The 22,965-nt window shown below is 71.3% G+C and carries 21 protein-coding genes; 12 read left to right on the top strand and 9 right to left on the bottom strand.

Annotated elements, in window-relative coordinates; translation table 11 throughout:
• Window positions 1-37: 37 nt before the first annotated feature.
• From ACWD11_RS08230 to ACWD11_RS08240, 3 genes are read left to right on the top strand one after another with little or no spacing between them, the layout of a single operon-like run.
• Window positions 38-949, top strand: a complete 912-nt coding sequence (locus ACWD11_RS08230; protein ID WP_389416681.1) for an NTP transferase domain-containing protein — start codon at window positions 38-40, stop codon at window positions 947-949.
• A complete protein-coding gene (locus tag ACWD11_RS08235) occupies window positions 946-2,301 on the top strand; it encodes a molybdopterin molybdotransferase MoeA (protein ID WP_451281995.1) in 1,356 nt (451 codons plus the stop codon). Before ACWD11_RS08230 ends, ACWD11_RS08235 begins: the two co-directional genes overlap by 4 nt.
• Window positions 2,298-3,395: a potassium channel family protein gene (locus ACWD11_RS08240; RefSeq protein ID WP_451281997.1), complete on the top strand. Its 1,098-nt coding sequence runs from the start codon at window positions 2,298-2,300 to the stop codon at window positions 3,393-3,395. Before ACWD11_RS08235 ends, ACWD11_RS08240 begins: the two co-directional genes overlap by 4 nt.
• A gap of 11 nt (window positions 3,396-3,406) precedes the next feature.
• On the opposite strand, the gene ACWD11_RS08245 is transcribed toward ACWD11_RS08240, so the two are convergent.
• Complete coding sequence (locus ACWD11_RS08245; RefSeq protein WP_389416684.1) at window positions 3,407-4,255, bottom strand: ABC transporter permease; 849 nt, start codon at window positions 4,253-4,255, stop codon at window positions 3,407-3,409.
• Window positions 4,252-5,250 carry an ATP-binding cassette domain-containing protein gene (locus ACWD11_RS08250; protein ID WP_389416685.1) on the bottom strand — a complete coding sequence of 333 codons (999 nt, stop codon included), beginning with the start codon at window positions 5,248-5,250 and terminating at the stop codon, window positions 4,252-4,254. Before ACWD11_RS08250 ends, ACWD11_RS08245 begins: the two co-directional genes overlap by 4 nt.
• Window positions 5,251-5,400: 150 nt before the next feature.
• Here ACWD11_RS08250 and ACWD11_RS08255 point away from each other — a divergent pair, with 150 nt between their 5' ends.
• Window positions 5,401-6,381, top strand: a complete 981-nt coding sequence (locus ACWD11_RS08255) for an NAD(P)H-quinone oxidoreductase (RefSeq protein ID WP_389416686.1) — start codon at window positions 5,401-5,403, stop codon at window positions 6,379-6,381.
• 58 nt (window positions 6,382-6,439) lie between these two features.
• On the opposite strand, the gene ACWD11_RS08260 is transcribed toward ACWD11_RS08255, so the two are convergent.
• Window positions 6,440-6,829, bottom strand: coding sequence for a hypothetical protein (locus ACWD11_RS08260; protein WP_451282000.1), 390 nt, complete (start codon window positions 6,827-6,829; stop codon window positions 6,440-6,442).
• 143 nt (window positions 6,830-6,972) lie between these two features.
• Here ACWD11_RS08260 and ACWD11_RS08265 point away from each other — a divergent pair, with 143 nt between their 5' ends.
• On the top strand, window positions 6,973-7,512 hold the full coding sequence (locus ACWD11_RS08265; RefSeq protein ID WP_389416688.1) for a bacterial proteasome activator family protein: 540 nt from the start codon (window positions 6,973-6,975) through the stop codon (window positions 7,510-7,512).
• 42 nt (window positions 7,513-7,554) lie between these two features.
• On the opposite strand, the gene ACWD11_RS08270 is transcribed toward ACWD11_RS08265, so the two are convergent.
• Window positions 7,555-9,168 (bottom strand): protein kinase domain-containing protein, encoded by a 1,614-nt coding sequence (locus ACWD11_RS08270; RefSeq protein ID WP_451282002.1) that lies wholly within the window; start codon window positions 9,166-9,168, stop codon window positions 7,555-7,557.
• A 339-nt stretch (window positions 9,169-9,507) separates the two neighbouring features.
• Here ACWD11_RS08270 and ACWD11_RS08275 point away from each other — a divergent pair, with 339 nt between their 5' ends.
• Entirely contained in the window at window positions 9,508-11,094 is a 1,587-nt protein-coding gene (locus ACWD11_RS08275; protein ID WP_389417004.1) for a protein kinase domain-containing protein, read from the top strand.
• Window positions 11,095-11,113: 19 nt separating this feature from the next.
• Here the strand turns inward: ACWD11_RS08275 and ACWD11_RS08280 are convergent, their stop codons facing one another.
• Window positions 11,114-12,109, bottom strand: a complete 996-nt coding sequence (locus ACWD11_RS08280; RefSeq protein ID WP_389416690.1) for a phosphotransferase — start codon at window positions 12,107-12,109, stop codon at window positions 11,114-11,116.
• A gap of 552 nt (window positions 12,110-12,661) precedes the next feature.
• On the opposite strand from ACWD11_RS08280, the gene pdhA reads away from it, so the two are divergent.
• Genes pdhA through ACWD11_RS08295 form a run of 3 tightly spaced genes read left to right on the top strand, consistent with a single transcriptional unit; the run spans window position 12,662 to window position 16,188 of the window.
• Window positions 12,662-13,813, top strand: coding sequence for a pyruvate dehydrogenase (acetyl-transferring) E1 component subunit alpha (gene pdhA / locus ACWD11_RS08285; RefSeq protein WP_389416691.1), 1,152 nt, complete (start codon window positions 12,662-12,664; stop codon window positions 13,811-13,813).
• A 1-nt stretch (window position 13,814) separates the two neighbouring features.
• On the top strand, window positions 13,815-14,792 hold the full coding sequence (locus tag ACWD11_RS08290) for an alpha-ketoacid dehydrogenase subunit beta (protein ID WP_389416692.1): 978 nt from the start codon (window positions 13,815-13,817) through the stop codon (window positions 14,790-14,792).
• A 10-nt stretch (window positions 14,793-14,802) separates the two neighbouring features.
• Window positions 14,803-16,188, top strand: a complete 1,386-nt coding sequence (locus ACWD11_RS08295; RefSeq protein WP_451282004.1) for a dihydrolipoamide acetyltransferase family protein — start codon at window positions 14,803-14,805, stop codon at window positions 16,186-16,188.
• Between the two features lie 60 nt (window positions 16,189-16,248).
• Here the strand turns inward: ACWD11_RS08295 and ACWD11_RS08300 are convergent, their stop codons facing one another.
• Window positions 16,249-17,187 (bottom strand): D-alanyl-D-alanine carboxypeptidase family protein, encoded by a 939-nt coding sequence (locus ACWD11_RS08300; RefSeq protein ID WP_389416694.1) that lies wholly within the window; start codon window positions 17,185-17,187, stop codon window positions 16,249-16,251.
• A gap of 21 nt (window positions 17,188-17,208) precedes the next feature.
• Complete coding sequence (locus ACWD11_RS08305) at window positions 17,209-18,108, bottom strand: D-alanyl-D-alanine carboxypeptidase family protein (RefSeq protein ID WP_451282007.1); 900 nt, start codon at window positions 18,106-18,108, stop codon at window positions 17,209-17,211.
• 200 nt (window positions 18,109-18,308) lie between these two features.
• On the opposite strand from ACWD11_RS08305, the gene ACWD11_RS08310 reads away from it, so the two are divergent.
• Both ACWD11_RS08310 and ACWD11_RS08315 read left to right on the top strand, forming a co-directional pair.
• Window positions 18,309-18,983 (top strand): GntR family transcriptional regulator, encoded by a 675-nt coding sequence (locus ACWD11_RS08310; RefSeq protein WP_451282009.1) that lies wholly within the window; start codon window positions 18,309-18,311, stop codon window positions 18,981-18,983.
• A complete protein-coding gene (locus ACWD11_RS08315; protein ID WP_451282010.1) occupies window positions 18,980-20,275 on the top strand; it encodes an MFS transporter in 1,296 nt (431 codons plus the stop codon). The genes ACWD11_RS08310 and ACWD11_RS08315 overlap by 4 nt, the downstream gene beginning before the upstream one ends.
• Window positions 20,276-20,353: 78 nt before the next feature.
• On the opposite strand, the gene ACWD11_RS08320 is transcribed toward ACWD11_RS08315, so the two are convergent.
• Window positions 20,354-21,121 carry an SAM-dependent methyltransferase gene (locus ACWD11_RS08320; protein ID WP_389416698.1) on the bottom strand — a complete coding sequence of 256 codons (768 nt, stop codon included), beginning with the start codon at window positions 21,119-21,121 and terminating at the stop codon, window positions 20,354-20,356.
• A 56-nt stretch (window positions 21,122-21,177) separates the two neighbouring features.
• Window positions 21,178-22,002 (bottom strand): maleylpyruvate isomerase family mycothiol-dependent enzyme, encoded by an 825-nt coding sequence (locus tag ACWD11_RS08325; protein ID WP_389416699.1) that lies wholly within the window; start codon window positions 22,000-22,002, stop codon window positions 21,178-21,180.
• 179 nt (window positions 22,003-22,181) lie between these two features.
• Between ACWD11_RS08325 and ACWD11_RS08330 the strand changes: the two genes are divergently transcribed.
• Window positions 22,182-22,955, top strand: coding sequence for a carbon-nitrogen family hydrolase (locus ACWD11_RS08330; RefSeq protein WP_451282013.1), 774 nt, complete (start codon window positions 22,182-22,184; stop codon window positions 22,953-22,955).
• Window positions 22,956-22,965 lie beyond the last annotated feature (10 nt).

Genomic DNA, 22,965 nt, shown 5'->3' on the forward strand with positions numbered 1-22,965 from the left:
CATTCCCTGTGATCGCCGCGGCACGCATACTCAGGGGGTGACCGCGTACGAGCCCCCGGCAGAGCCGGGTTTTGAGGCGTACGACGCCGTCGTGCTCGCCGGGGGTGCGGCCCGGCGGCTCGGCGGCGCCGACAAGCCCGGCCTGAGCGTCGGCGGGCGCCCGCTGCTCGACCGGGTGCTCACCGCCTGCGCCCGCGCGCGCGGCACCGTCGTCGTCGCCGACCCCAGGCCCACCGCACGCCCGGTGACCTGGGCCCGCGAGGACCCGCCCGGCGGCGGCCCGCTCGCCGCCCTCGCCGCGGGCCTGCGCCCCACCACCGCAGACCTCGTCGTCGTGCTCTCCGCCGACCTGCCCTTCCTCGAAGAGGGCACCGTACGGCGGCTGACGGCCGCCCTGCGGGACGGGACCGACGACGGTGTGCTGCTCACCGACGCCGACGGCCGCGACCAGCCCCTCGTCGCCGCGTACCGGACACGGGCGCTGCGCGAGGGGCTCGCCGCGCTCTCCGAGGAGCACGGCGGCCTCACCGGTCTTCCCCTGCGGAGGCTCATCGCCGGCCTCCGCCTCAGCCGCGTCCCCGACCCCGTCGCGTCCTTCGACTGCGACACCTGGGACGACATCGCCACCGCCAGGGCACGGATCAGGGAGCATGGGCACGTGTTGGATGAATGGATTTCCGCAGTCAAGGACGAGCTGGGCATCGACCTCGACGTCGACACCAAGCTCCTGCTGGACCTCGCCCGCGACGCCGCCCACGGCGTGGCGCGCCCCGCGGCGCCGCTGACCACCTTCCTCGTCGGCTACGCCGCGGCCCAGGCCCAGGGCGGCCCCCAGGCGGTCGCCGAGGCCGCCCGCAAGGCCGCGGACCTCGCCGCGCGCTGGGCGTCGGAGCAGACCCCGGCCGCCACCGCGGACGCGGAACCGAACTCCACCCCGGACGCCGGATGACCGCCCGCAGCGTCCGGGACGAGGACGCCGAGGACCTCGACGTCGAGGAGGTACTGGCGCTCGTGAAGGAGAACCGCCCCACCGGCGAGCACACCCCCACCCCGCGGCCCCGGCCCGAAAGCGCCCCGCAGCACCCGGCCGAGGACCACCGGGCCACCCCCTGGCCCGAGGCCCGCGCCCTCGCGGCCCGCGCGGGACGCCGCCCCGGCGCCCGCCGCACCCCCCTCTCCGTCCCCCTCGACCGGGCCCTCGGCCTCACCCTGGCCGCCCCCCTCACCGCCCTCACCGACCTGCCCTCCTTCGACACCTCCGCGATGGACGGCTGGGCGGTCGCCGGACCGGGACCCTGGACCGTACGGGAGTGCGGCGTCCTCGCCGGACACGCGGCGCCCGCCCCGCTCACCGACGGCGAGGCGGCCCGTATCGCCACCGGCGCCCGCATCCCCCTGGACACCACCGCCGTCCTGCGCAGCGAACACGGCCGCAGCGACGACAAGGGCCACCTGCACGCCACCCGCGACCTCCAGCACGGCCAGGACATCCGCCCCCGCGGACAGGAGTGCCGCTCCGGCGACCAACTCCTCGCCGTCGGCACCCTGGTGACCCCGGCCGTCCTGGGCCTCGCCGCCGCGGCGGGCTACGACAGCGTGACCGCCCTGCCCCGCCCGAGCGTCGAAGTGCTCGTCCTGGGCGACGAGTTGCTCACCGAAGGGCTCCCGCACGACGGGCTGATCCGGGACGCGCTCGGCCCGATGCTGCCGCCCTGGCTGCGCGCGCTCGGCGCCGAGGTCGCCACCGTGCGCCGGCTCGGCGACGACGCCGAGGCGCTGCACAAGGCCCTCGCCTACTCCGAGGCCGAGCTGATCGTCACCACCGGCGGCACCGCCTCCGGCCCCCTGGACCATGTCCACCCCACCCTGCGCCGCCTGGGCGCCGAGCTCCTGGTCGACGGCGTCAAGGTACGTCCGGGCCACCCCATGCTGCTGGCCCGCCTCAAGGAGGACCAGCACCTGGTCGGCCTGCCGGGCAACCCCCTCGCGGCCGTCTCCGGCCTGCTGACGCTCGCCGAGCCCCTGCTGCGCGCCCTCACGGCCCGGCCCGCCCCCGAGCCGTACACCCTGCCCTTGCAGGACGCGGCGCACGGGCATCCCTACGACACCCGGCTGGTGCCCGTCGTGCTGCGCGGTGACCACGCCGTGCCGCTGCACTACAACGGCCCGGCGATGCTGCGCGGCATCGCGGCCGCCGACGCCCTGGCCGTCGTACCGCCCGGCGGGACCGCGGCCGGTGCGGAGGCGGAACTGCTGGACCTGCCATGGGCGTCCTCCGGGATCGGGGTGTGTTTCACGTGAAACTTCCGGGCTATGACGTCATCGCCCGCCAGCCGGACGAACACCTGGTGACCCACCGGGTCAAGCTGCCGAAGAAGGTGGTCGAGCACCCGTTCCGCCAGGTCGCCAAGCGGGTGATCATGGCGCTGACGCTACTGGTGGCGACCGCGCTCATCGTCTACGCCGACCGTGACGGCTACGGTGACAGCTCCGATGGCTCCATCGACCTGCTCGACGCCTTCTACTACGCGACCGTCAGCCTCTCCACCACGGGCTACGGCGATATCACGCCGGTCAGTGACACAGCCCGGCTCACCAACATCCTTGTCATCACGCCCATGCGGGTGCTGTTCCTGATCATCCTGGTCGGCACCACGCTGGAGGTCCTCACCGAGCGCACCCGGGAGGAATGGCGTCTGAACCGCTGGAGGTCCGCCTTGCGCGACCACACCGTCGTCGTCGGCTTCGGTACGAAGGGACGCTCGGCGATCCAGACCGTCTGCGCGACGGGACTGAAGAAGGAGCAAGTGGTGGTGGTCGACCCCTCCACCAAGGTGATCGACGCCGCGACCGCCGAGGGCTACGCGGGGATCGTGGGCGACGCGACCCGCAGCGATGTGCTGATGCGGGCCGAGGTGCACAAGGCCCGGAAGATCATCATCGCCACCCAGCGCGACGACACCGCCGTGCTGGTGACGCTGACGGCCCGCCAGCTCAACCGCGGGGCGAAGATCGTGGCCGCGGTCCGCGAGGAGGAGAACGCCCCGCTGCTCAAGCAGTCCGGCGCCGACGCGGTCATCACCAGCGCCAGCGCGGCCGGACGGCTGCTCGGCCTGTCGGTGCTCAGCCCGGCGGCCGGCATGGTGATGGAGGACCTGATCCAGCAGGGCAGCGGGCTCGACATCATCGAAAGGCCGGTCATAAAGGCCGAGGTGGGCAAGGGGCCCCGGGAGACGTCCGACCTGGTGGTGAGCGTCGTCCGCGGGCACCGGGTGCTCGGATACGACGACCCGGCCGTCGGCACCCTGGAGGCCACGGACCGGGTCATCACCATCGTCCGGGCCACGCCGGGCGTCCAGATCGCGCCCGACGTCCGCCCGATTCCCCAGGACTGACTGCTTTCCGGCTACTTGCGGTTGTACAGCCGCATCGTGATCGGCCCGAAGACCAGCACGAACAGCCCGGCCCACCCCAGCGACCAGGCGATCTCGTCGGCCGGCCAGTCACCCGCCATCAGCTCCCGCACCGCGGAGGACAGGTGGGTGATGGGGCTGTTGTTGACGAACGCCTGCAGCCAGCCCGGCATGGTCTTCGGGTCGACGAAGACGTTGGACAGGAAGGTCAGCGGGAAGATCACCATCATGCTGACGCCCATCACCGACTTCTCGGTGCGCAGCAGCAGCCCGAACATCGTCCAGATCCACGAGAACGCGAACGAGAACACCACCAGCAGCGCGATCCCGGCGACCACGCCGGTGACCCCGCCGTCCGGGCGGTAACCGATGATCATGCCGACGACGAGCATCACCACGGAGGCGATGGTGTAGCGCAGGGCGTCCCCCAGCAGATAGCCGACCATCGTCGACGGCCGCCAGATCGGCAGCGACCGGAACCGGTCGAAGACGCCCTTCTCGATGTCGGTGTTGACCGAGACGCCCGTGTACATAGTGATCATCACGACCGACATCACCAGGATGCCCGGCAGCAGGAACTGGATGTACTCCTTCGGGGACCCGGCCAGGGCGCCCCCGAACAGGTAGGTGTACATCAGCACCATCATGATCGGGAACGCGGTGACGTCGAAGAGCTGCTCCGGCACATGCTTGATCTTCAGCATCGCCCGCCAACCGAAGGTCAGCGAGGCCGACAGCGCGCTCGGCCGAGGCGGCCGCTCACCGGTCACCAGCAGCGCGGCGAGCGAGTCGGCGCTGACCGGGGCGAGTTCCTTGGCCTCTGGGGTTGTCGCGGTGCTCATGCCGCCACCTCGTCCTTGGTGTCGTGGCTGGTGTCGTGTCCGGTGAGGGCGAGGAAGACCTCGTCCAGGCTGGGCTGGCCCAGCGAGAAGTTGTCGACCGTGATGCCGCTGCGGGACAGCTCGGCGAGCGCCCGCGAGGCCTGCTCCGCCGCGCTGTCGCCGGTCGCGGCGCCGAGCCGGGCCGTCAGCGCCACCGGATCGGGCTCCAGCTGGATGTCCGTGTCCAGCGCGAGCCGCAGCACCCGCTCCGCCTCCGGCCGCTGCTCGGGATCGCGCAGCCGCAGATGGACCGATCCGGCGCCGACGGACGCCTTCAGCTCGCCCTTGGTGCCCTCGGCGATCACCTTGCCGTGGTCGATGACCGCGATCCGGGAGGCCAGCTGGTCGGCCTCGTCCAGGTACTGCGTGGTCAGCAGCACGGTGGTGCCCTGGGAGACCACCGCCCGCACGATGTCCCACACCTGGTTGCGGCTGCGCGGGTCGAGCCCGGTCGTCGGCTCGTCGAGGAAGAGCAGATCGGGCGTGTTGAGAATGGACGCGGCGATGTCGATACGGCGCCGCATGCCGCCCGAGTAGTGCTTGACCTGCTTGCCGGCCGCCTCCGTCAGTCCGAAGGCCTCCAGGAGCTGTTCGCTGCGGTGCCGGGCGGCCTGCTTGGCGTGGCCGAGGAGCCGGGCCAGCAGCACCAGGTTCTCGGTGCCGGTGAGGTCCTCGTCGACGGAGGCGTACTGGCCGGTCAGGCTGACCCGGCCGCGTACCTCGTCGGCCTCGCGCACGACGTCGTGGCCGAAGACGCGGGCCTCGCCGCCGTCGGGGCGCAGCAGGGTGGCGAGCATCTTCACGGTGGTGGTCTTTCCGGCGCCGTTCGGGCCGAGAACGCCGTAGACGGTACCGGCCGGGACCGACAGGTCGACGCCGTCGACGGCCCTGGTCTCGCCGAACGTCTTCACCAGACCCGCCGTCTCGATGGCCAGGGCTGACGTGTGCTGGCTCATGGTGGGATGTCCTTCCGCGTACACGGGTTTACGCAGGGAAAGACCTTTACCGTCGCGCAAACTCATCGGTTGCGCACAGGGTTTTTCGGGGGAACCGGTCCAAGGACCGAGCCGGGATGGGACCAGGGACCGAGGAGTAGCGTCGCCCTCATGCATGCGATCACGATTGACGAACCCGGTGGGCCCGAGGCGCTGGTCTGGGCCGAGGTACCGGATCCGGTGCCCGGAGAGGGCGAGGTCCTGGTCGAGGTGGCGGCGAGCGCCGTGAACCGGGCCGACATCCTCCAGCGGCAGGGCTTCTACGACCCGCCGCCCGGCACGTCCCCCTACCCGGGCCTGGAGTGCTCGGGCCGGGTCGCCGAGATCGGCCCCGGTGTCGCCGGCTGGTCCGTGGGCGACGAGGTCTGCGGGCTGCTCGGGGGCGGCGGGTACGCCGAGAAGGTCGTCGTCCCGGCCGGGCAGCTGCTGCCCGTGCCCCGGGGCGTCGGCCTGGTGCGGGCGGCGGCGCTGCCCGAGGTGGTCTGCACGGTCTGGTCGAACGTCTTCATGATCGCCCACCTGCGGCCGGGCGAGACGCTGCTGGTGCACGGCGGCTCCAGCGGCATCGGCACGATGGCGATCCAGCTCGCCAAGGCCGTCGGCGCGAAGGTCGCGGTCACCGCCGGCACCCCGCAGAAGCTGGAGCGGTGCGCCGAGCTGGGCGCGGACATCCTGGTCAACTACCGGGAGCAGGACTTCGTGGAGGAGGTCAGGAAGGCCACCGACGGGGCGGGCGCCGACGTCATCCTGGACAACATGGGCGCCAAGTACCTGGACCGCAATGTCCGGGCCCTCGCGGTCAACGGCCGCCTCGCGATCATCGGCATGCAGGGCGGCATCAAGGGCGAGCTGAACATCGCCACCCTGCTGAGCAAGCGGGCCGCGATCAGTGCGACCTCGCTGCGGGCCCGCCCGCTGACCGAGAAGACGGCGATCGTGGCGGCCGTACGCGAGCATGTGTGGCCGCTGCTGGACGGCGGTCATGTGCGTCCGGTGGTCGACCGGGAGGTCCCGATGCGGGACGCGGCGGACGCGCACCGGATCGTGGAGGAGAGCGGGCACGTCGGAAAGGTGCTGCTCGTGACGGGTTAGGTGGATCAGGTGCGGGCGGGCTGCTCGTGTGGGGCCAGGTAGGTCAGGGGCGGGCGGCTCAGTCCGTCCGTCTGAGCCGCAGCCCCAGGAAGGCCAGCCCGAGGCCGAGCCCGATCAGCACCAGGCCACTGCCCAGCGGCAGTACCGGAATGACGGGCTCGGCCCGTACGACGTCCTGCCCGGCCGACACGGGGGAGCCGACCGCCTCCGCCGGAGCCGCCGGGGAGGGCTCGGCCGGGGGCGTCTCCTCCTCGGGCACGCTCACCCACTGGCGGCCGGGCCGCTCCCGCCCCTGCCCGGCCGCGCTTCCGGCCCAGGAGGGCGAGGGGGACGCCGAGCCGGACGCCGACGGCGTGGCCTCCTCGCCGTACGCCACCGGGCACCCCCAACCCGCCACCAGGACGACGGCCAGCGCCGTCGCCCGTACTGTCCGCAGCCATCGAGTCACGGACCAAGCCTCACACCGACTGTCATGTCGGGCATGCCGGACTCCGCCACCGGGTGACGGAAAGTCCCGGTACGTAAACGGTGGATCACCTGCCGTGGGGGGCACCACGCTGATGGGATGCAGGCGTGCGAGAGAATGGCGGCATGGAGATGCCGAGGAACGAACGGTCGCCGGAGAATCCGCAGATCCTGGTCGTGGGCCAGGACGGGATGTCCATCGGCGGCGGAGGCGACGAGGACTCCCGTGAGGTTCCCGTGACGGAGATGGTCGAACAGCCGGCGAAGGTCATGCGGATCGGCAGCATGATCAAACAGCTGCTGGAGGAGGTCCGCGTGGCCCCACTCGACGAGGCCAGCCGGGTCCGGCTCAAGGAGATCCATGCCAGCTCGGTGAAGGAGCTGGAGGACGGCCTGGCCCCGGAGCTGGTCGAGGAACTGGAGCGGCTGTCCCTGCCCTTCACCGACGAGGCGACCCCGTCCGACGCGGAACTGCGCATCGCGCAGGCCCAGTTGGTCGGCTGGCTGGAGGGCCTCTTCCACGGCATCCAGACCACGCTGTTCGCCCAGCAGATGGCGGCCCGCGCCCAGCTGGAGCAGATGCGCCGGGCCCTGCCCCCGGGCGTCGGCCACGAGGGCGAGGACCAGCACCACCCGGGCGGCCGCTCGGGCGGGCCCTACCTGTAGCCCGGGACCACCCTTACCGCCGACGAGCAGCGGGCAGCCCGGTCACGCCGGGTTGCCCGAGGAGACGTCGAACTGGAACGTGCCCGGGTCCTCGGGGTCGATGTCCGTGCCCGCGGCGGGGAACTGCTTCATCACCGTGCCGTCGCCCCAGGTGGACTCGTCGACGTCCCGGGTGTCGGCCGACCACCCGGCGGCCTTCAGGCACTTCTTCACCGAGTCGATGTTCTTGAAGGCGAAGTTGGGCATCTCCACCTTCTTGGGGTCGTTGTACGACTCCTGGGGCTCGCTGCACTCCTCCGGGTCGATCGTCCGGCTCGGGTCCGGGCCGCGGTAGCCCTCCGCCGTCGTCGCCGACGGGCTGGGGCTCGCGCCGCCCTCGTCGTCCTTCGTGCCCCCGCCGCTCAGCGTCAGCGCGGCGACCAGGCCGCCCACCGCGAGCACGGACACCACGATCGAGCCGATGATCACCGGCTTGTTGTTCCGTCCCCCGCCCCCGGAACCGGACCCGGCCGGCTGCGGGGTGATGTTGTACGGCGGCGGAGTCGCGCCGTAGCCCGCGGGCGCCGGGGTCTGGTAGCCGGGCTGCTGCGGATAGCCGTACGACGGGGCCGGGGTGGGCGCCGGGGTGCCGTAGGGGTTCGGGGCCGGCTGGTACGGCGTGTGGACCGGGCCCGTGGGCGCCGACGTCGACTGGTCGACCGGCGGGAACACCGCGGAACCGACGCCCGAGCCGCTGGCGGCCGGCGAGCCCGGCACGATGTTCGGCGCGGCGGCCCGGAAGGAGGACGCCACCCGCAGGCACTCGTCGCGCATGGCCTCGGCGCTGGGGAAACGCTCGTTGGGGTTCTTCTTCAGCGCGCGGGCCACCAGCGCGTCCACGGCCGGCGGCAGCGAGCGGTTGACGGAGGACGGAGCCACCGGCTCCTCCTGCACATGCGCGTACGCGATCGCCAGCGGCGAGTCCGCGTCGAACGGCAGCCGCCCGGTGACCAGCTGGAAGAGCATGATGCCGACCGAGTAGAGGTCGGAGCGCGCGTCCACGCCGCGGCCGAGCGCCTGCTCGGGGGAGAGGTACTGCGGGGTGCCGACGACCATGCCGGTCTGGGTCATCGAGGTGACACCGGACTGCATGGCGCGGGCGATGCCGAAGTCCATGACCTTGACGACGCCGCGCTTGGTCATCATCACGTTGCCCGGCTTGATGTCGCGGTGGACCAGCCCCATCTCATGGCTGATCTCCAGCGCCGCCAGCACATCCGCGGTGATCTTCAGCGCCTTGTCGGCGGGCATCGCGCCGTGCTGCCGTACGTCCTCGTCGAGCACCGAGCCGAGCGGGCGGCCCTCGATGTACTCCATGACGATGTACGGAGTCGTCATCCCGTCGACATCGTCCTCGCCGGTGTCGAAGACGGAGACGATGTTGGTGTGCGTGAGCTTGGCCACGGCCTGGGCCTCGCGGCGGAAGCGCTCGCGGAAGGCCTGCTCGCGGCCGAGTTCGGTGTGCAGCGTCTTGACCGCGACCTGACGGTCCAGCACCGCGTCGTAGGCCAGGTGCACCGAGGCCATGCCGCCCTCGCCGAGCAAGTCGCGCAGCTGATAGCGGCCGGCCGCCAGCGCCCGTCCCGCATACCGCCCCTGTGCGCCGTCCTGGCTCATGTCTCCGCGTCCCCCATAGCCCGTTGGCCCGGCGTTTGTCGACGATCCGTGTTGATCGACAGTGCTATTCCCGGCCAAGTCTGCCCCAGGGCACTGACACGTCAAGCTCGGTGCCCGATCCGTGACCGTACGCGAAAGAAGCGTCGCGCAAGCGTTACAGGGGCCGTACGGCCGGTACACAGAATTTGCACGACGGACCGGCTAGCGGGTTTCATGGCCGGTCTGTCACGGACCGGCCGCTGGTCCGTCCCGGACCGGCGGCTTGCGCGGAGGCTGTAGCGTGGCCGACGGAGACCGTAACAACACCGCGCGCACCGCGGGCAGAAACGACGGCGAGGACTGATGGCACAGCAGCGCGCTCAGGGCCCGTCCGACCCCGAGGCGGCTGGCGGCGGTATGTCAGATGCGCCGGAGCTGTGGGGTAACGGCGGGCTGGTCGGCGACGGCCGGTACCGGCTCACCCGCAGACTCGGCCGGGGCGGCATGGCCGAGGTCTTCGCGGCGGAGGACGTCCGGCTGGGACGCACCGTCGCGGTCAAGCTGCTGCGCGCCGATCTCGCCGAGGACCCGGTCTCCAAGGCCCGCTTCACCCGCGAGGCACAGTCGGTGGCCGGCCTCAACCACCACGCCATCGTCGCCGTGTACGACTCCGGCGAGGACTTCGTGGGCGGCCAGAGCGTGCCGTACATCGTCATGGAACTGGTCGAGGGCCGCACCATCCGCGACCTCCTGCTCAACGCCGAGGCGCCCGGCCCCGAGCAGGCGCTGATCATCGTCTCCGGTGTGCTGGAGGCGCTCGCCTACTCGCACCAGCACGGCATCGTGCACCGGGACATCAAGCCGGCGAACGTCATCATCACCAACAACGGCGCCGTCAAGGTCATGGACTTCGGCATCGCCCGCGCCCTGCACGGGGCGTCCACGACGATGACCCAGACCGGCATGGTCATGGGCACCCCCCAGTACCTCTCCCCCGAGCAGGCGCTCGGCAAGGCGGTCGACCACCGTTCCGACCTGTACGCGACGGGCTGCCTCCTCTACGAACTCCTCGCGCTGCGGCCCCCGTTCACCGGCGAGACCCCGCTCTCGGTGGTCTACCAGCACGTCCAGGACATCCCGACGCCCCCGTCGGAGGCCTCCGACGCCTGCCCGCCGGAGCTGGACGGCCTGGTCATGCGCTCCCTCGCCAAGGAGCCGGACGACCGCTTCCAGACCGCCGAGGAGATGCGCGGCCTGGTCCAGTACGGCCTGCAGATGCTGTACGACCAGGGCGGCCACACCGGCACCTGGAACACCGGGCCGGTCGACCTGCACGACGGCCGGCACACCCCCGCGGCGGGCTTCGCGCAGACCGCGGTGATGGGCCACTCCGGCGCGGACGCCTCCAGCACCTCCGCGATCCCGCAGCCCATCCTGCCCGGCGGCCGGTACGGCGGGGACGACGGCGGCTTCGAGGGGCAGGGCAACCGGGGCGGCGGCCGGGGCAAGCTGTGGATCCTCGCCGTTCTCGCGGTGATCGCCATCGCGGCGGGCGTAGCCCTCGCGCTCAACGGCGGGGACGGCAAGAGCCCCGGCACGGACACCACCAAGTCGCCGACCGCCACGCAGTCCAAGGACGACGAGACGGCCAGCGAGGAGCCGACCGACGAGGCGACCGAGGAGCCCACCGACACGGCCACCGACGACAGCTCGGGCACCGGCGGCGGCGGCTCGGGCTGGACCCCTCCCGAGGAGCCTTCGGTCACCCCGTCGCCGACGGAGCCGGAGCCGACGGACGAGCCGACCACCACGGAGCCGACGGACGAGCCGACGACCGAGGAGCCGACCGGCGAGCCCACGGACGAACCGACGGAGGAGCCCACCGACGAGATCATCGGCGGCACCACCGACGGCGGCACCGACGGCGGCGCCGGCGGCGAGGACTGACGGGTCGCGCCGGCGGGCGTCACCGCACGAACGCGTCGCACACCCGGTCGTACTCCCGGGTCCACCACACCGCCAGCGCCGAGGCGGCCGGGAACTGCGCGTCCGCGCGGGTGTCGCCGCGTTCGTAGTGCCAGCGCAGCATCCAGAAGTCGTTCAGGCGCTCCCACCACACCCGGTGCACGGCCGCCGCCAGCTCGGAGGGCGTGGCGCCCGCGGTGCGCCGGTACGCGCGCGTGTAGGCCCGTACCTTCGGCAGGTCCAGCGTGCCGGCGGGCCGCACGAAGAAGATCGCGGCGGCCCGTACCGCCTCCTCCGCGCGCGGCTGCACCCCGAGCCGGTCCCAGTCGACGATCGCGGCGGGGGCGTCGCCCCGGTACAGCAGGTTGAACGGGTGGAAGTCCCCGTGCACCCACCCCACCGAGCCGCCGCACGGCGGGCGCCGGCCGGTGTGCCGTTCCAGCAGCGCGCGCCGTTCCAGCAGCCGGTGGCGGGCCAGCGCGTCGAAGGAGTCGGCGGGCCGGTGCCGGCGCACCCGGGCGAGCAGGTCCTCGATGAGCACGAAGGTCTCCTCGGGGTCCGCGCTCACTGCGGGCGCCCGCCCCTGAGGCGGCATCACGCGCTCCAGACCCGCATGCACCGCCCCCAGCAGCGCCCCGAGCCGGGCGCACTGCCCCGGGGCGAGCTGGCCGCCGTGCCGGTGCCGGCCGTCGATCCAGGGGTGCAGGGCGTAGGCGTGGCCGCCGATCACCGCGACGGTACGGCCGTCCCGCCCCGGCAGCGGCGGTGCGACCGGGACACCGAGGTCGGCCAGGCGCCGGGTGGCCCGGTGCTGGCGGGCGATGGCGGCGGGGTCGGCGGTCTCGGGGTCGAAGTGGTGCTTGAGGAAGTACCGGCCGCGGGTCGTGCGGAGCCGGTAGCCGCGGTTGAGCAGCCCCTGGTCCACGGGGACACAGGCGACGGCACCGCCGGCGGCGTACTGGCGGAGCAGGGCGCCCAGCGGGGGCGCGGGATGCACGGGGGGTGGTACACAAGGGCGCGGCACGCGGCAGATGCTAGGGCACCCACCGGCCCCGTGAGCTGGGCGTTGTCACAGAAAGGCAGCGTCAGTCGCTTTTGGTCACGAGATGCTCCCGAAGTGGCTTCCGATACCGTCGCGCCCGCCGAATTGCCGAATCGCGCACGATCGCGTCGGCGGCCGTCCCGGGCGCCCGGCAGGAATGCCCGGATTTTTCCTTCTTCGCCCGGCGGCAAGTCAGCGGCGCAAACTCTTCCTCTGAGCTGGGTGCGCGGGATAACGTGCCGTTGCTCCGGCCTCCTGCAAGGCTGTGACCAGTACTCTTCGAGCCCCTCGCGATTTACTTGGAAATCCAAGCAAAATCGCAGGTCAAACGGGGTTTCACAGAAATGTGGAGCACTGGGTAACGTGATGGTTGCAGGGCGCTCGCCGGGGCACCTGTCACGCCTGTTCCGGCCGAGTGACACCCACCCCGTGCACGGGTGTCGGACCAGGTGAGCCGCACTGGTTTCACCGGCAACCCCGGGGGACCGGACCGACGGAGGAGCACACGTGACCGTGGAGAGCACTGCCGCGCGCAAGCCGCGACGCAGCGCCGGGACCAAGAAGTCCCCGAGCCCCAAGCCCGAGCTGGTTCAGCTGCTGACCCCCGAGGGCAAGCGCGTCAAGAACGCCGAGTACGACCAGTACGTCGCCGACCTCACCCCCGAAGACCTGCGCGGTCTGTACCGCGACATGGTGCTCACCCGCCGTTTCGACGCCGAGGCCACCTCCCTGCAGCGCCAGGGCGAGCTGGGCCTGTGGGCCTCCCTGCTCGGCCAGGAGGCCGCCCAGATCGGTTCGGGCCGGGCCACCCGCGAGGACGACTACGTCTTCCCGACCTACCGCGAGCACGGCGTCGCCTGGTGCCGCGGGGTCGACCCGACCAATCTGCTCGGCATGTTCCGCGGCGTGAACAACGGCGGCTGGGACCCGAACAGCAACAACTTCCAGCTGTACACGATCGTCATCGGCTCGCAGACCCTGCACGCCACCGGCTACGCGATGGGCATCGCCAAGGACGGGGCGGACAGCGCGGTGATCGCCTACTTCGGCGACGGCGCCTCCAGCCAGGGCGATGTCGCGGAGTCGTTCACCTTCTCGGCCGTCTACAACGCGCCGGTGGTGTTCTTCTGCCAGAACAACCAGTGGGCGATCTCCGAGCCGACCGAGAAGCAGACCCGCGTCCCGCTCTACCAGCGCGCGCAGGGCTACGGCTTCCCGGGCGTCCGGGTGGACGGCAACGACGTCCTGGCCTGCCTCGCGGTCACCAAGTGGGCCCTGGAGCGGGCCCGCAGCGGCGAGGGGCCGACGCTGGTCGAGGCGTACACCTACCGCATGGGCGCGCACACCACCTCCGACGACCCGACCCGCTACCGGGGCGACGAGGAGCGCCAGGCCTGGGAGGCCAAGGACCCGATCCTGCGCCTTCGCCAGTACCTGGAGTCCGCACACCACACGGACGAGGGATTCTTCGCGGAACTGGAGACCGAGTCCGAGGCGTTGGGCAGACGAGTGCGCGAGGCGGTCCGTGCCATGCCGGACCCGGACCACTTCGCCATCTTCGAGAACGTGTACGCGGACGGGCATGCGCTCGTCGACGAGGAGCGAGCCCAGTTCGCCGCCTACCAGGCGTCGTTCGCGGACGCTGAAGGGGGCAAGTGACATGGCCGAGAAGATGGCTCTCGCCAAGGCGATCAACGAATCGCTGCGCAAGGCCCTGGAGGCCGACCCCAAGGTGCTCGTCATGGGCGAGGACGTCGGCAAGCTCGGCGGTGTCTTCCGGGTGACCGACGGGCTCCAGAAGGACTTCGGCGAGGAGCGGGTCATCGACACCCCGCTCGCCGAGTCCGGCATCGTCGGCACCGCGATCGGCCTCGCGCTGCGCGGCTACCGCCCGGTGGTGGAGATCCAGTTCGACGGCTTCGTCTTCCCGGCCTACGACCAGATCGTCACCCAGCTCGCCAAGATGCACGCCCGCTCCCTGGGCAAGGTCAAGCTCCCGGTCGTCGTGCGCATCCCCTACGGCGGCGGCATCGGCGCGGTGGAGCACCACTCGGAGTCGCCCGAGGCGCTGTTCGCGCATGTGGCGGGACTGAAGATCGTCTCCCCGTCGAACTCCTCCGACGCGTACTGGATGATGCAGCAGGCCATCCAGAGCGACGACCCGGTGATCTTCTTCGAGCCCAAGCGGCGCTACTGGGACAAGGCCGAGGTCAACACCGAGGCGATCCCCGGACCGCTGCACAAGGCGCAGGTCGTCCGCGCCGGCACCGACGTCACCCTCGCCGCCTACGGCCCGATGGTGAAGCTCTGCCAGGAAGTCGCCGACGCGGCCGCCGAGGAGGGCCGCTCCCTGGAGGTGCTGGACCTGCGCTCGGTTTCCCCGCTGGACTTCGACACCATCCAGGCGTCGGTGGAGAAGACCCGCCGCCTGGTCGTGGTCCACGAGGCGCCGGTGTTCTTCGGCTCCGGCGCGGAGATCGCCGCCCGCATCACCGAGCGCTGCTTCTACCACCTGGAGGCCCCGGTGCTCAGGGTCGGGGGCTATCACGCCCCGTACCCGCCGGCGCGCCTGGAGGAGGAGTACCTGCCGGGCCTGGACCGGGTGCTCGACGCCGTCGACCGTGCCCTGGCGTACTGAGGAGAGGGTCGTGACGACGATGACGGAAGCGTCCGTACGCGAATTCAAGATGCCGGACGTCGGTGAGGGCCTCACCGAGGCGGAGATCCTCAAGTGGTACGTCCAGCCCGGTGACACGGTGACCGACGGCCAGGTGGTGTGCGAGGTCGAGACGGCCAAGGCCGCCGTCGAGCTGCCCATCCCCTACGACGGTGTGGTCCGCGCCCTGCACTTCCCCGAGGGCACCACGGTGGACGTGGGCACGTCGATCATCGCGGTGGACGTGTCGGGCGGTGCGGCGGCCCCCGAAGCCGCCCCGGAGCCCGCGCAGGAGCCCGTTCAGGAGAAGAAGCCCGAGGGCCGTAAGCCGGTCCTCGTCGGCTACGGCGTGGCCGAGTCCTCGACCAAGCGCCGCCCGCGCAAGGGCCCGGTGGTCCCGGTGCAGGAGGCCCCGGTCCAGGCCGTGCAGGCGGTGCAGACCGAGCTGAACGGCCACGGTCCCGCGGTGGTGAAGGAGCGCCCGCTGGCCAAGCCGCCGGTGCGCAAGCTCGCCAAGGACCTCGGGGTCGACCTGAGCACGGTGGTCCCGTCCGGCCCGGACGGCATCATCACCCGCGAGGATGTCCACGCGGCCGTGGCCCCGCCGAAGGCCCCGGAGCCCGCAGTGGCCGCTCCCGCCCCGGCCGCCGCGGCGCCCGTGGCGGCGTACGACAGCGCGCGGGAGACCCGGATCCCGGTCAAGGGGGTCCGCAAGGCCACCGCGGCGGCGATGGTGGGCTCGGCGTTCACGGCCCCGCACGTCACGGAGTTCGTGACGGTGGACGTGACCCGCACGATGAAGCTGGTCGAAGAACTCAAGCAGGACAAGGACATGCAGGGGCTGCGGGTCAACCCGCTCCTGCTGATCGCCAAGGCCCTGCTGGTCGCCATCAAGCGCAACCCGGACATCAACGCCTCCTGGGACGAGGCGAACCAGGAGATCGTGCTCAAGCACTACGTCAACCTGGGCATCGCCGCGGCCACCCCGCGCGGTCTGATCGTGCCGAACATCAAGGACGCGCACGACAAGACCCTGCCCCAGCTGGCCGAGTCCCTGGGCGAGCTGGTGGCCACGGCGCGGGACGGCAAGACGTCCCCCGCCGCGATGCAGGGCGGCACGGTGACCATCACCAACGTCGGCGTCTTCGGCGTCGACACCGGCACCCCGATCCTCAACCCCGGTGAGTCCGCGATCCTCGCGGTCGGCGCGATCAAGCTCCAGCCGTGGGTCCACAAGGGCAAGGTCAAGCCCCGCCAGGTCACCACCCTGGCCCTCTCCTTCGACCACCGCCTGGTCGACGGCGAGCTGGGCTCGAAGGTGCTGGCCGACGTGGCGGCGGTCCTGGAGCAGCCCAAGCGGCTGATCACCTGGGCGTAGCACACGGAAAGGGGCCCACCACGTGATCGTGGTGGGCCCCTTCCGGCTGTTCCCGGGGGATCAGTCGCGCTGGGCGCCGGACGGAAGCGTCCGCAGCTGCATCGTGGACGCCGTCGTCGAACCGAAGGCGTAGTCCATCAGCTTGGCGGCGTCCGTGAACCGGTTGGGGTCGTTGAGGAGCACGCCCACCACCGTCTTGCCGTTACGGGTGCCGGCGAAGACCAGGCACGGGCCGGACGGGGTGTTGGTGCCGGTCTTCACACCGAGCGCGCCGCTGTAGGAGCCGAGCAGCGTGTTGGTGTTGTACCAGGTGTAGGTGCGGGTGGCGCCGGTGCTCGACGTGGCGTACTGCACCGTCTTGGTCTTCTTGACGATGCCCGCGAACGTCGAGAACTTCATCGCGCTGCGGGTGAGCTTCGCGAGGTCGCGCGGCGTCGTGTAGTTGGTGTTCTGCGTGGAGTTGCCGTCGAACGAGTCGAAGTGCGTGTTCGTCAGGCCGAGCGCGTCGGCCTTCTTGTTCATCTTGGCGATGAAGTTCTTGGTGCGGGCGGCGACCGTGGTGCCGGTGCCGAACTTGTCGGCGAGGGCCATCGCGGCGTCGCAGCCGGACGGCAGCATCAGCGCGTGCAGCAGCTGGCGGACGGTGACCTTGTCGCCGGTCTTCAGGTCCGCGGTGCTCGCCTGCTTGGCGGCGACGTAGTCCCGGTAGGCCTGCTTGATGGTGACCTTGGTGTCCAGGTTGACGTCCGGGATGGCCAGCACCACACGGGCCGCCATGATCTTGGTGGTGCTCGCCATGGGCCGCTTGGTGTCGGCGGACTTGCTGTACAGCGTGGAACCGGTCGTGCTGTCGAGCATGAAGGCGCCCTTGGCGCTGACCGTGGGTGCGGTCGCGGCCTGAGCGGGCGCAGCCAGGGCGCCGCCCGCGACCAGCGCGCCGGTGGTGGCCACGACGGCGGCGGTGCGGCGCAGGCGTATGCCCTTGATGCCGGTTATCACTATGAACGCTCCGAGTAGGTGTCAGCTGATTTTGGCGTAGCCGTAGTTGATGAGCTTCTGCACGTCCGTCGTGCGGCTGGCCGCCGAGGACGAGGTGAGCACGGCGCCCATCACGGACTCGCCGTTCTTGGTGGCGGCGAAGACCAGGCAGTACTTGGACGAGGTGCCGGAACCCGTCTTGACGCCGAGCGTGCCGTTCCAGCCGAGCAGCGTGTTGGTGTTCTTCCAGGCCGCCATGGTGCGGATGGAACCGCTGCTGGTGACCGTCTTCGCCGTGTACGACGTGGTCTTGACGACGGACTTGAAGGCGGAGTGCTTCATCGCGCTGCGGGCGAGCAGCGTCAGGTCCTTCGGCGTGGAGTAGTTCGAGCCATTGCTGATGCCGTCGAACGAGTCGAAGTGCGTGTTCGTCATGCCGAGCTGCTTGGCCTTGTTGTTCATCTTGGCGATGAAGTTCTTGGTGCGGGCCGAGACCGTCGAGCCGGTGCCGAACTTGTCGGCGAGGGCCATGGCCGCGTCGCAGCCGGACGGCAGCATCATCCCGTAGAGCAGCTGACGGACGGTGACCTTGTCGCCGACGATCAGCCGGGCCGACGAGGCGCCCCGGGACACGATGTAGTCGCTGTACGCCTTCTTGATGGTGACCTTGGCGTCCAGGTTCAGGTTCGACTGCGCGAGCACGACCTTGGCGGTCATGATCTTCGTGGTGGAGGCGGTCAGCCGCTTCGTGTTGGGGGACTTGTAGTAGAGCGTCTTGCCTGTGGCGCTGTTCATCAGATACCCGCCCTTGGCGGTGATGCTGGGCGTCGTCACGGCCTGCGCCGGTGCCGCGGTGAGGGCTCCGGTGACGAACATCGCGCCGGTCGTGACCACGACGGCTGCGACCCTGCGAACGCGGAAGCCCTGATATGCGGTTTTCAACACAAATACCCCGTATGCAGTCGAATGCCCCTGGTGTGCGGCCGAGTTGAAGAGGGATGGAGAAGGGGCCGCAAGTGTGTGACACGTAACTAGCACAGAAGGTTGTGCGGCTGCTGGGACGAATCGAAGGTCCGCATCTCGAAGGTCCGCATGATGAAACGCGCTCCCTCATGCGTACGTGTTGTATCTAAGATGTGCTCATGCCGTCAGCGCCGCCCGCCCCGACCCCCGCCCCCGTGAAGCAGCCGCCCGCCGCCGACCGTGTCTACGCCCACGTCAAGCAAGCCGTCCTGGACCGCCGCTACGAGGGCGGCACCCTGCTCACCGAGGGCGAGCTGGCCGAGGCCGTCGGGGTCTCCCGCACCCCGGTGCGCGAGGCGCTGCTGCGCCTGGAGGTGGAAGGGCTGATCAAGCTCTACCCGAAGAAGGGCGCCCTGGTGCTGCCGGTGTCGGCACAGGAGATCGCCGATGTCGTGGAGACCCGGCTGCTGGTCGAGGAGCACGCGGCGCGCAAGGCCGTGCCCGCCCCCGCCGCGCTCATCGAGCGCCTCGAACACCTGCTCGCCCGCCAGAAGGCCGAGGCCGCCGTCGGCGACCTGGCCGCGGCCGCCGTCACCGACCGCTGCTTCCACGCCGAGATCGTCCGCAGCGGCGGCAACGACATCCTCTCCCGCCTCTACGACCAACTCCGCGACCGCCAGCTGCGCATGGGCGTCGCCGTCATGCACTCCCACCCCGACCGGATCGCCAAGACCCTCACCGAGCACGAGGAGATCCTCGACGCGCTGCGCTCCGGTGACGCCGAGCGGGCCGTGGGCGTCGTCCACCGGCACGTCGGCTGGTTCTCGCACCTGGCCCGGGGTGAGGTCCGATGAGCGCCGCGGCCCTGCCGGGTGATCCCCCGGGCGGCCGGCGCGCCTTGGCCGTGTGGGGCATCGGCGTCTCGGTCTACTTCGTCGCCGTCATCTTCCGTACGTCACTGGGGGTCGCCGGACTCGACGCGGCCGACCGCTTCGACGTCAACGCCTCGGCCCTGTCGACGTTCTCGATCCTCCAGCTGCTCGTCTACGCGGGCATGCAGATACCCGTCGGCCTGCTGGTCGACCGGCTCGGCACGAAGAAGGTGCTGACCATCGGCGTCGTGCTGTTCACGGCGGGACAGCTGGGCTTCGCGTTCTCCCCCACGTACGGCATGGCCCTCGCCTCGCGGGCGCTGCTCGGCTGCGGGGACGCCATGACCTTCATCAGCGTGCTGCGGCTCGGCACCCGCTGGTTCCCGGCCCGGCGCGGACCGATGATCGCCCAGCTCGCCGGGCTCGCCGGCATGGCGGGCAACCTGGTCTCCACCCTGGTCCTGGCCCGGCTGCTGCACGGCGTCGGCTGGACCGCCGCCTTCGCGGGCAGCGCGCTCGCCGGAGTCGTCGTCCTCGTCCTGCTGCTGCTGTTCCTCAAGGACCACCCCGAGGGCCACGGACCGGAGCCCGTCCCGCACCAGGGCGTGGCCTACGTCCGGCGCCAGATCGCCGCGTCCTGGCGGGAGCCGGGCACCCGGCTCGGTCTGTGGGTGCACTTCACCACCCAGTTCCCGGCGATGGTGTTCCTGCTGCTGTGGGGCCTGCCCTTCCTGGTCGAGGCCCAGGGCCTGTCCCGCGCCACCGCGGGCGAACTGCTCACCCTGGTCGTCCTGTCCAACATGGTGATCGGCCTGGTCTACGGCCAGCTCGTCGCCCGGCACCACGGGGCGCGGCTGCCGCTGGCGCTCGGCACGGTCGGCGCGACCGCGCTGATGTGGGCGGCGACCCTCGCCTACCCCGCCGACCGCGCCCCGATGTGGCTGCTGGTCGTGCTGTGCGTGGTGCTCGGCGCCTGCGGCCCCGCCTCCATGCTCGGCTTCGACTTCGCCCGCCCCGCCAACCCGCCGGAGCGTCAGGGCACCGCCTCCGGAATCACCAACATGGGCGGTTTCGTCGCCTCCATGACGACCCTGTTCGCCGTCGGTGTCCTGCTCGACGCGACCGGCGACGACTACCGGATCGCCTTCTCGGCGGTGTTCGTGCTCCAGGCGCTCGGGGTGAGCCAGATCCTGCGACTGCGCGGCCGAGCGGCCCGCCGCGAGCGGGAACGGCTGGTGGCGAGCCGGGTGAAGACGGTGCACGTCCCGGCGTGAACGGGGACCCTGCCGGTCCGCGACCAGGCGGGGGCGGGGTCCCCACGGGGCCGGGACCGACGCCACGGTCCCGGGCCCCTACTGGGCGGGTACCAGGGTGAGGTAGGCGATGCCCAGGATCCCGCGGTAGGTCATCCACTGGGCCCGGTGCCGGTCGAGGCGCTCTCTGGTGGTGGCCGCCGAGGGGTGCCCGGGGTTGCGGGCGAGCCAGACCTCCAGGTCCGCCTGGTAGCCGGACTCGAACTCCTCCCACTCGTCGAGGTTCGCCGTCTCCGTCCACTCGGGCCGGAAACCGGCGGTCACGGCGAGGTCGAGCAGGGTCGCGAGGTCGTGGTGGTCCGAGACGGCGGCCCCCGGCCACATCCCGGCCAGCTCCTCCTCGGTCGGCGTGCGCTCCCAGAAGCCCTCACCCAGCAGCACCCGGCCACCGTCGTTGACCAGCCCGCGCAGGGCGCGCAGCGCCTCCAGGGTGAACTCGGGCGGCGCCACCGGGCTCAGGGCCTGGCTGGACCCGAGACAGAGCACCAGGTCGGCCGGGCCGAGGTCGGCGTCCCGCGCGGACTTCTCCAGGAACTCGACCCGCCCCGCGAGCCCGCGCTCCGCGGCCTCACGGCGGCCACGGTCGAGATCCTCGGCGTTGATGTCGACGCCGATGCCCGTGGCCCCGGGCACGACGGCCAGCACCCGCATCATGAACTCGCCCCACCCGCACCCGATGTCGAGCACGGTGGAGGGCTCGTTGCCCGCGACCCGTCGCACCAGCCGTTCGGCCCGGGCCTCGGAGAGGGGGTTGTGGAACGTCAGGCGGCTCAGCCGGGGCGGTCCGTCGATCTCGATGTCGGTCATGGGAGGCAGACAAGCACCGAACCGACGTGCGCCACAAGATCTTTGTGCCGCTCCCGCTACTTCGTCACCGTGAAGTTCCGCAGAATCGCCCCCGCCAGCGCCAGGTCACCCTCCGCCTTGATCCGGTCCGCGACCCCCTCCGGTGTCACCCGGCCACAGGCCAGCCGCACGAAGGTCTCCCAGTCCAGGGTCAGCGTCGCCGCGGGCCCCAGCGCGGGCGCCGTCTCCAGCGTGCCCCGCCCCTGGATGTCCACCCGGATCGTGCGCAGGAACTCGACCGGACCGTGCACGTCGAACACGATCGCCGAACTGCGCGGCGCCTCCGCCTTGACCGCCACGATGTCCGGCAGCGCCGCCAGCAGCACGTCCCGCGCCACCTGCGCACCCGGCGAGTCGAGGTTCCCCGGCCGGCCGAGCGCGGCGCGCAGGTCCTGCTCATGGACCCACACATCGAAGGCATGCGCCCGCATGGCCTCCTCCAGGGTCTGCTCGGTGCCCAGCGGGCCGCGCACCTTCGTGCCCGGGTCCCGGGACTCGTTGCGCAACTGGCGGTTGCGGCGGATGACCGTGTACTCCAGCTCGGAGGTCATCTCCGGCGCCGTGTGGTGGCGGCGGACGTCGACCTGCATCTCCATGTAGCGCTGGTGGTCGTTGGTGACGTGGAACAGATCGCGGGGCAGCGTGTGGATGGGCCGCGGGTCGCCGAGCATCTCGCAGTCCAGGCCGATGACATGGGACACCACGTCCCGGACCGACCAGCCCGGGCACGGCGTACGCCGGTTCCACTCGCCCTCCACAAGGGGCAGCACCAGCTCGGATATCGCTTCGATGGAGTGGGTCCAGGCGTCGGCGTAGGGCTGGAGGGTGGGATGCAGACTCACGGAACGGGACCCCTCGGCGGTCGGTACACGGGCAGGTGGTGGCGGCGATGCCAGTGGGAGGTGGCTGTCGGCGGGCGTCTTGAGACGTTAAGTTACGCTGCTGAGAGGCACCCCGGCAGTGCTTTCGTGTGACGATCGTAGGCCCGAGTGATCGGGTCGAATGCCAGGACGGTGGTAGTGTGCGCGCCTCTCTGATCCAGATCGCCGTAGACGAGGGCGAATCGGTCGCCTCGCGCCGGGAGCGGGCCGCCTCGCTGGTACGGGGGCAGACCGGGGCCGATCTGGTCGTCCTGCCGGAGCTGTGGACCACCGGTGCCTTCGCCTACGAGGAGTTCGCCCAGGAGGCCGAGCCGCTCGAAGGGCCGACGTACGAGGCGATGGCGAAGGCCGCGAGCGACGCGGGCGTCTGGCTGCACGCCGGCTCGATCCCGGAACGCGACCCGGACGGACCGCTGTACAACACCTCCCTCGTCTTCTCCCCCTCCGGCGACCTCGCCGCCGCCTACCGCAAGATCCACCGCTTCGGCTTCGACAAGGGCGAGGCCGTGCTGATGGGCGCCGGACGCGATCTGGTGACGGTCCGTCTGCCCGGGACCACCCTGGGCCTGGCCACCTGCTACGACCTCCGTTTCCCCGAACTCTTCCGCGGGCTCGTCGACAACGGCGCCGAGACCCTGGTCGTCCCCGCGGGCTGGCCGGAGCGCCGCCGGGCGCACTGGACGCTGCTGGCTCAGGCGCGGGCGGTGGAGAACCAGGCGTTCGTGCTCGCCTGTGGAACGGCCGGGACGCATGCGGGAGTTCCGCAGGCCGGTCACTCGATCGTGGTGGATCCCTGGGGCGAGGTCCTCGCCGAGGCGGGCCCCGGCGAGGAGATCCTCACGGTGGAGTTCGACCCGGCGAAGGTCGCGGCCACCCGGGAGCAGTTCCCGGCACTCAAGGACCGCGTCCTGTGACGACAAGTCA

The sequence above is a fragment of the Streptomyces sp. NPDC002776 genome (assembly GCF_053592195.1).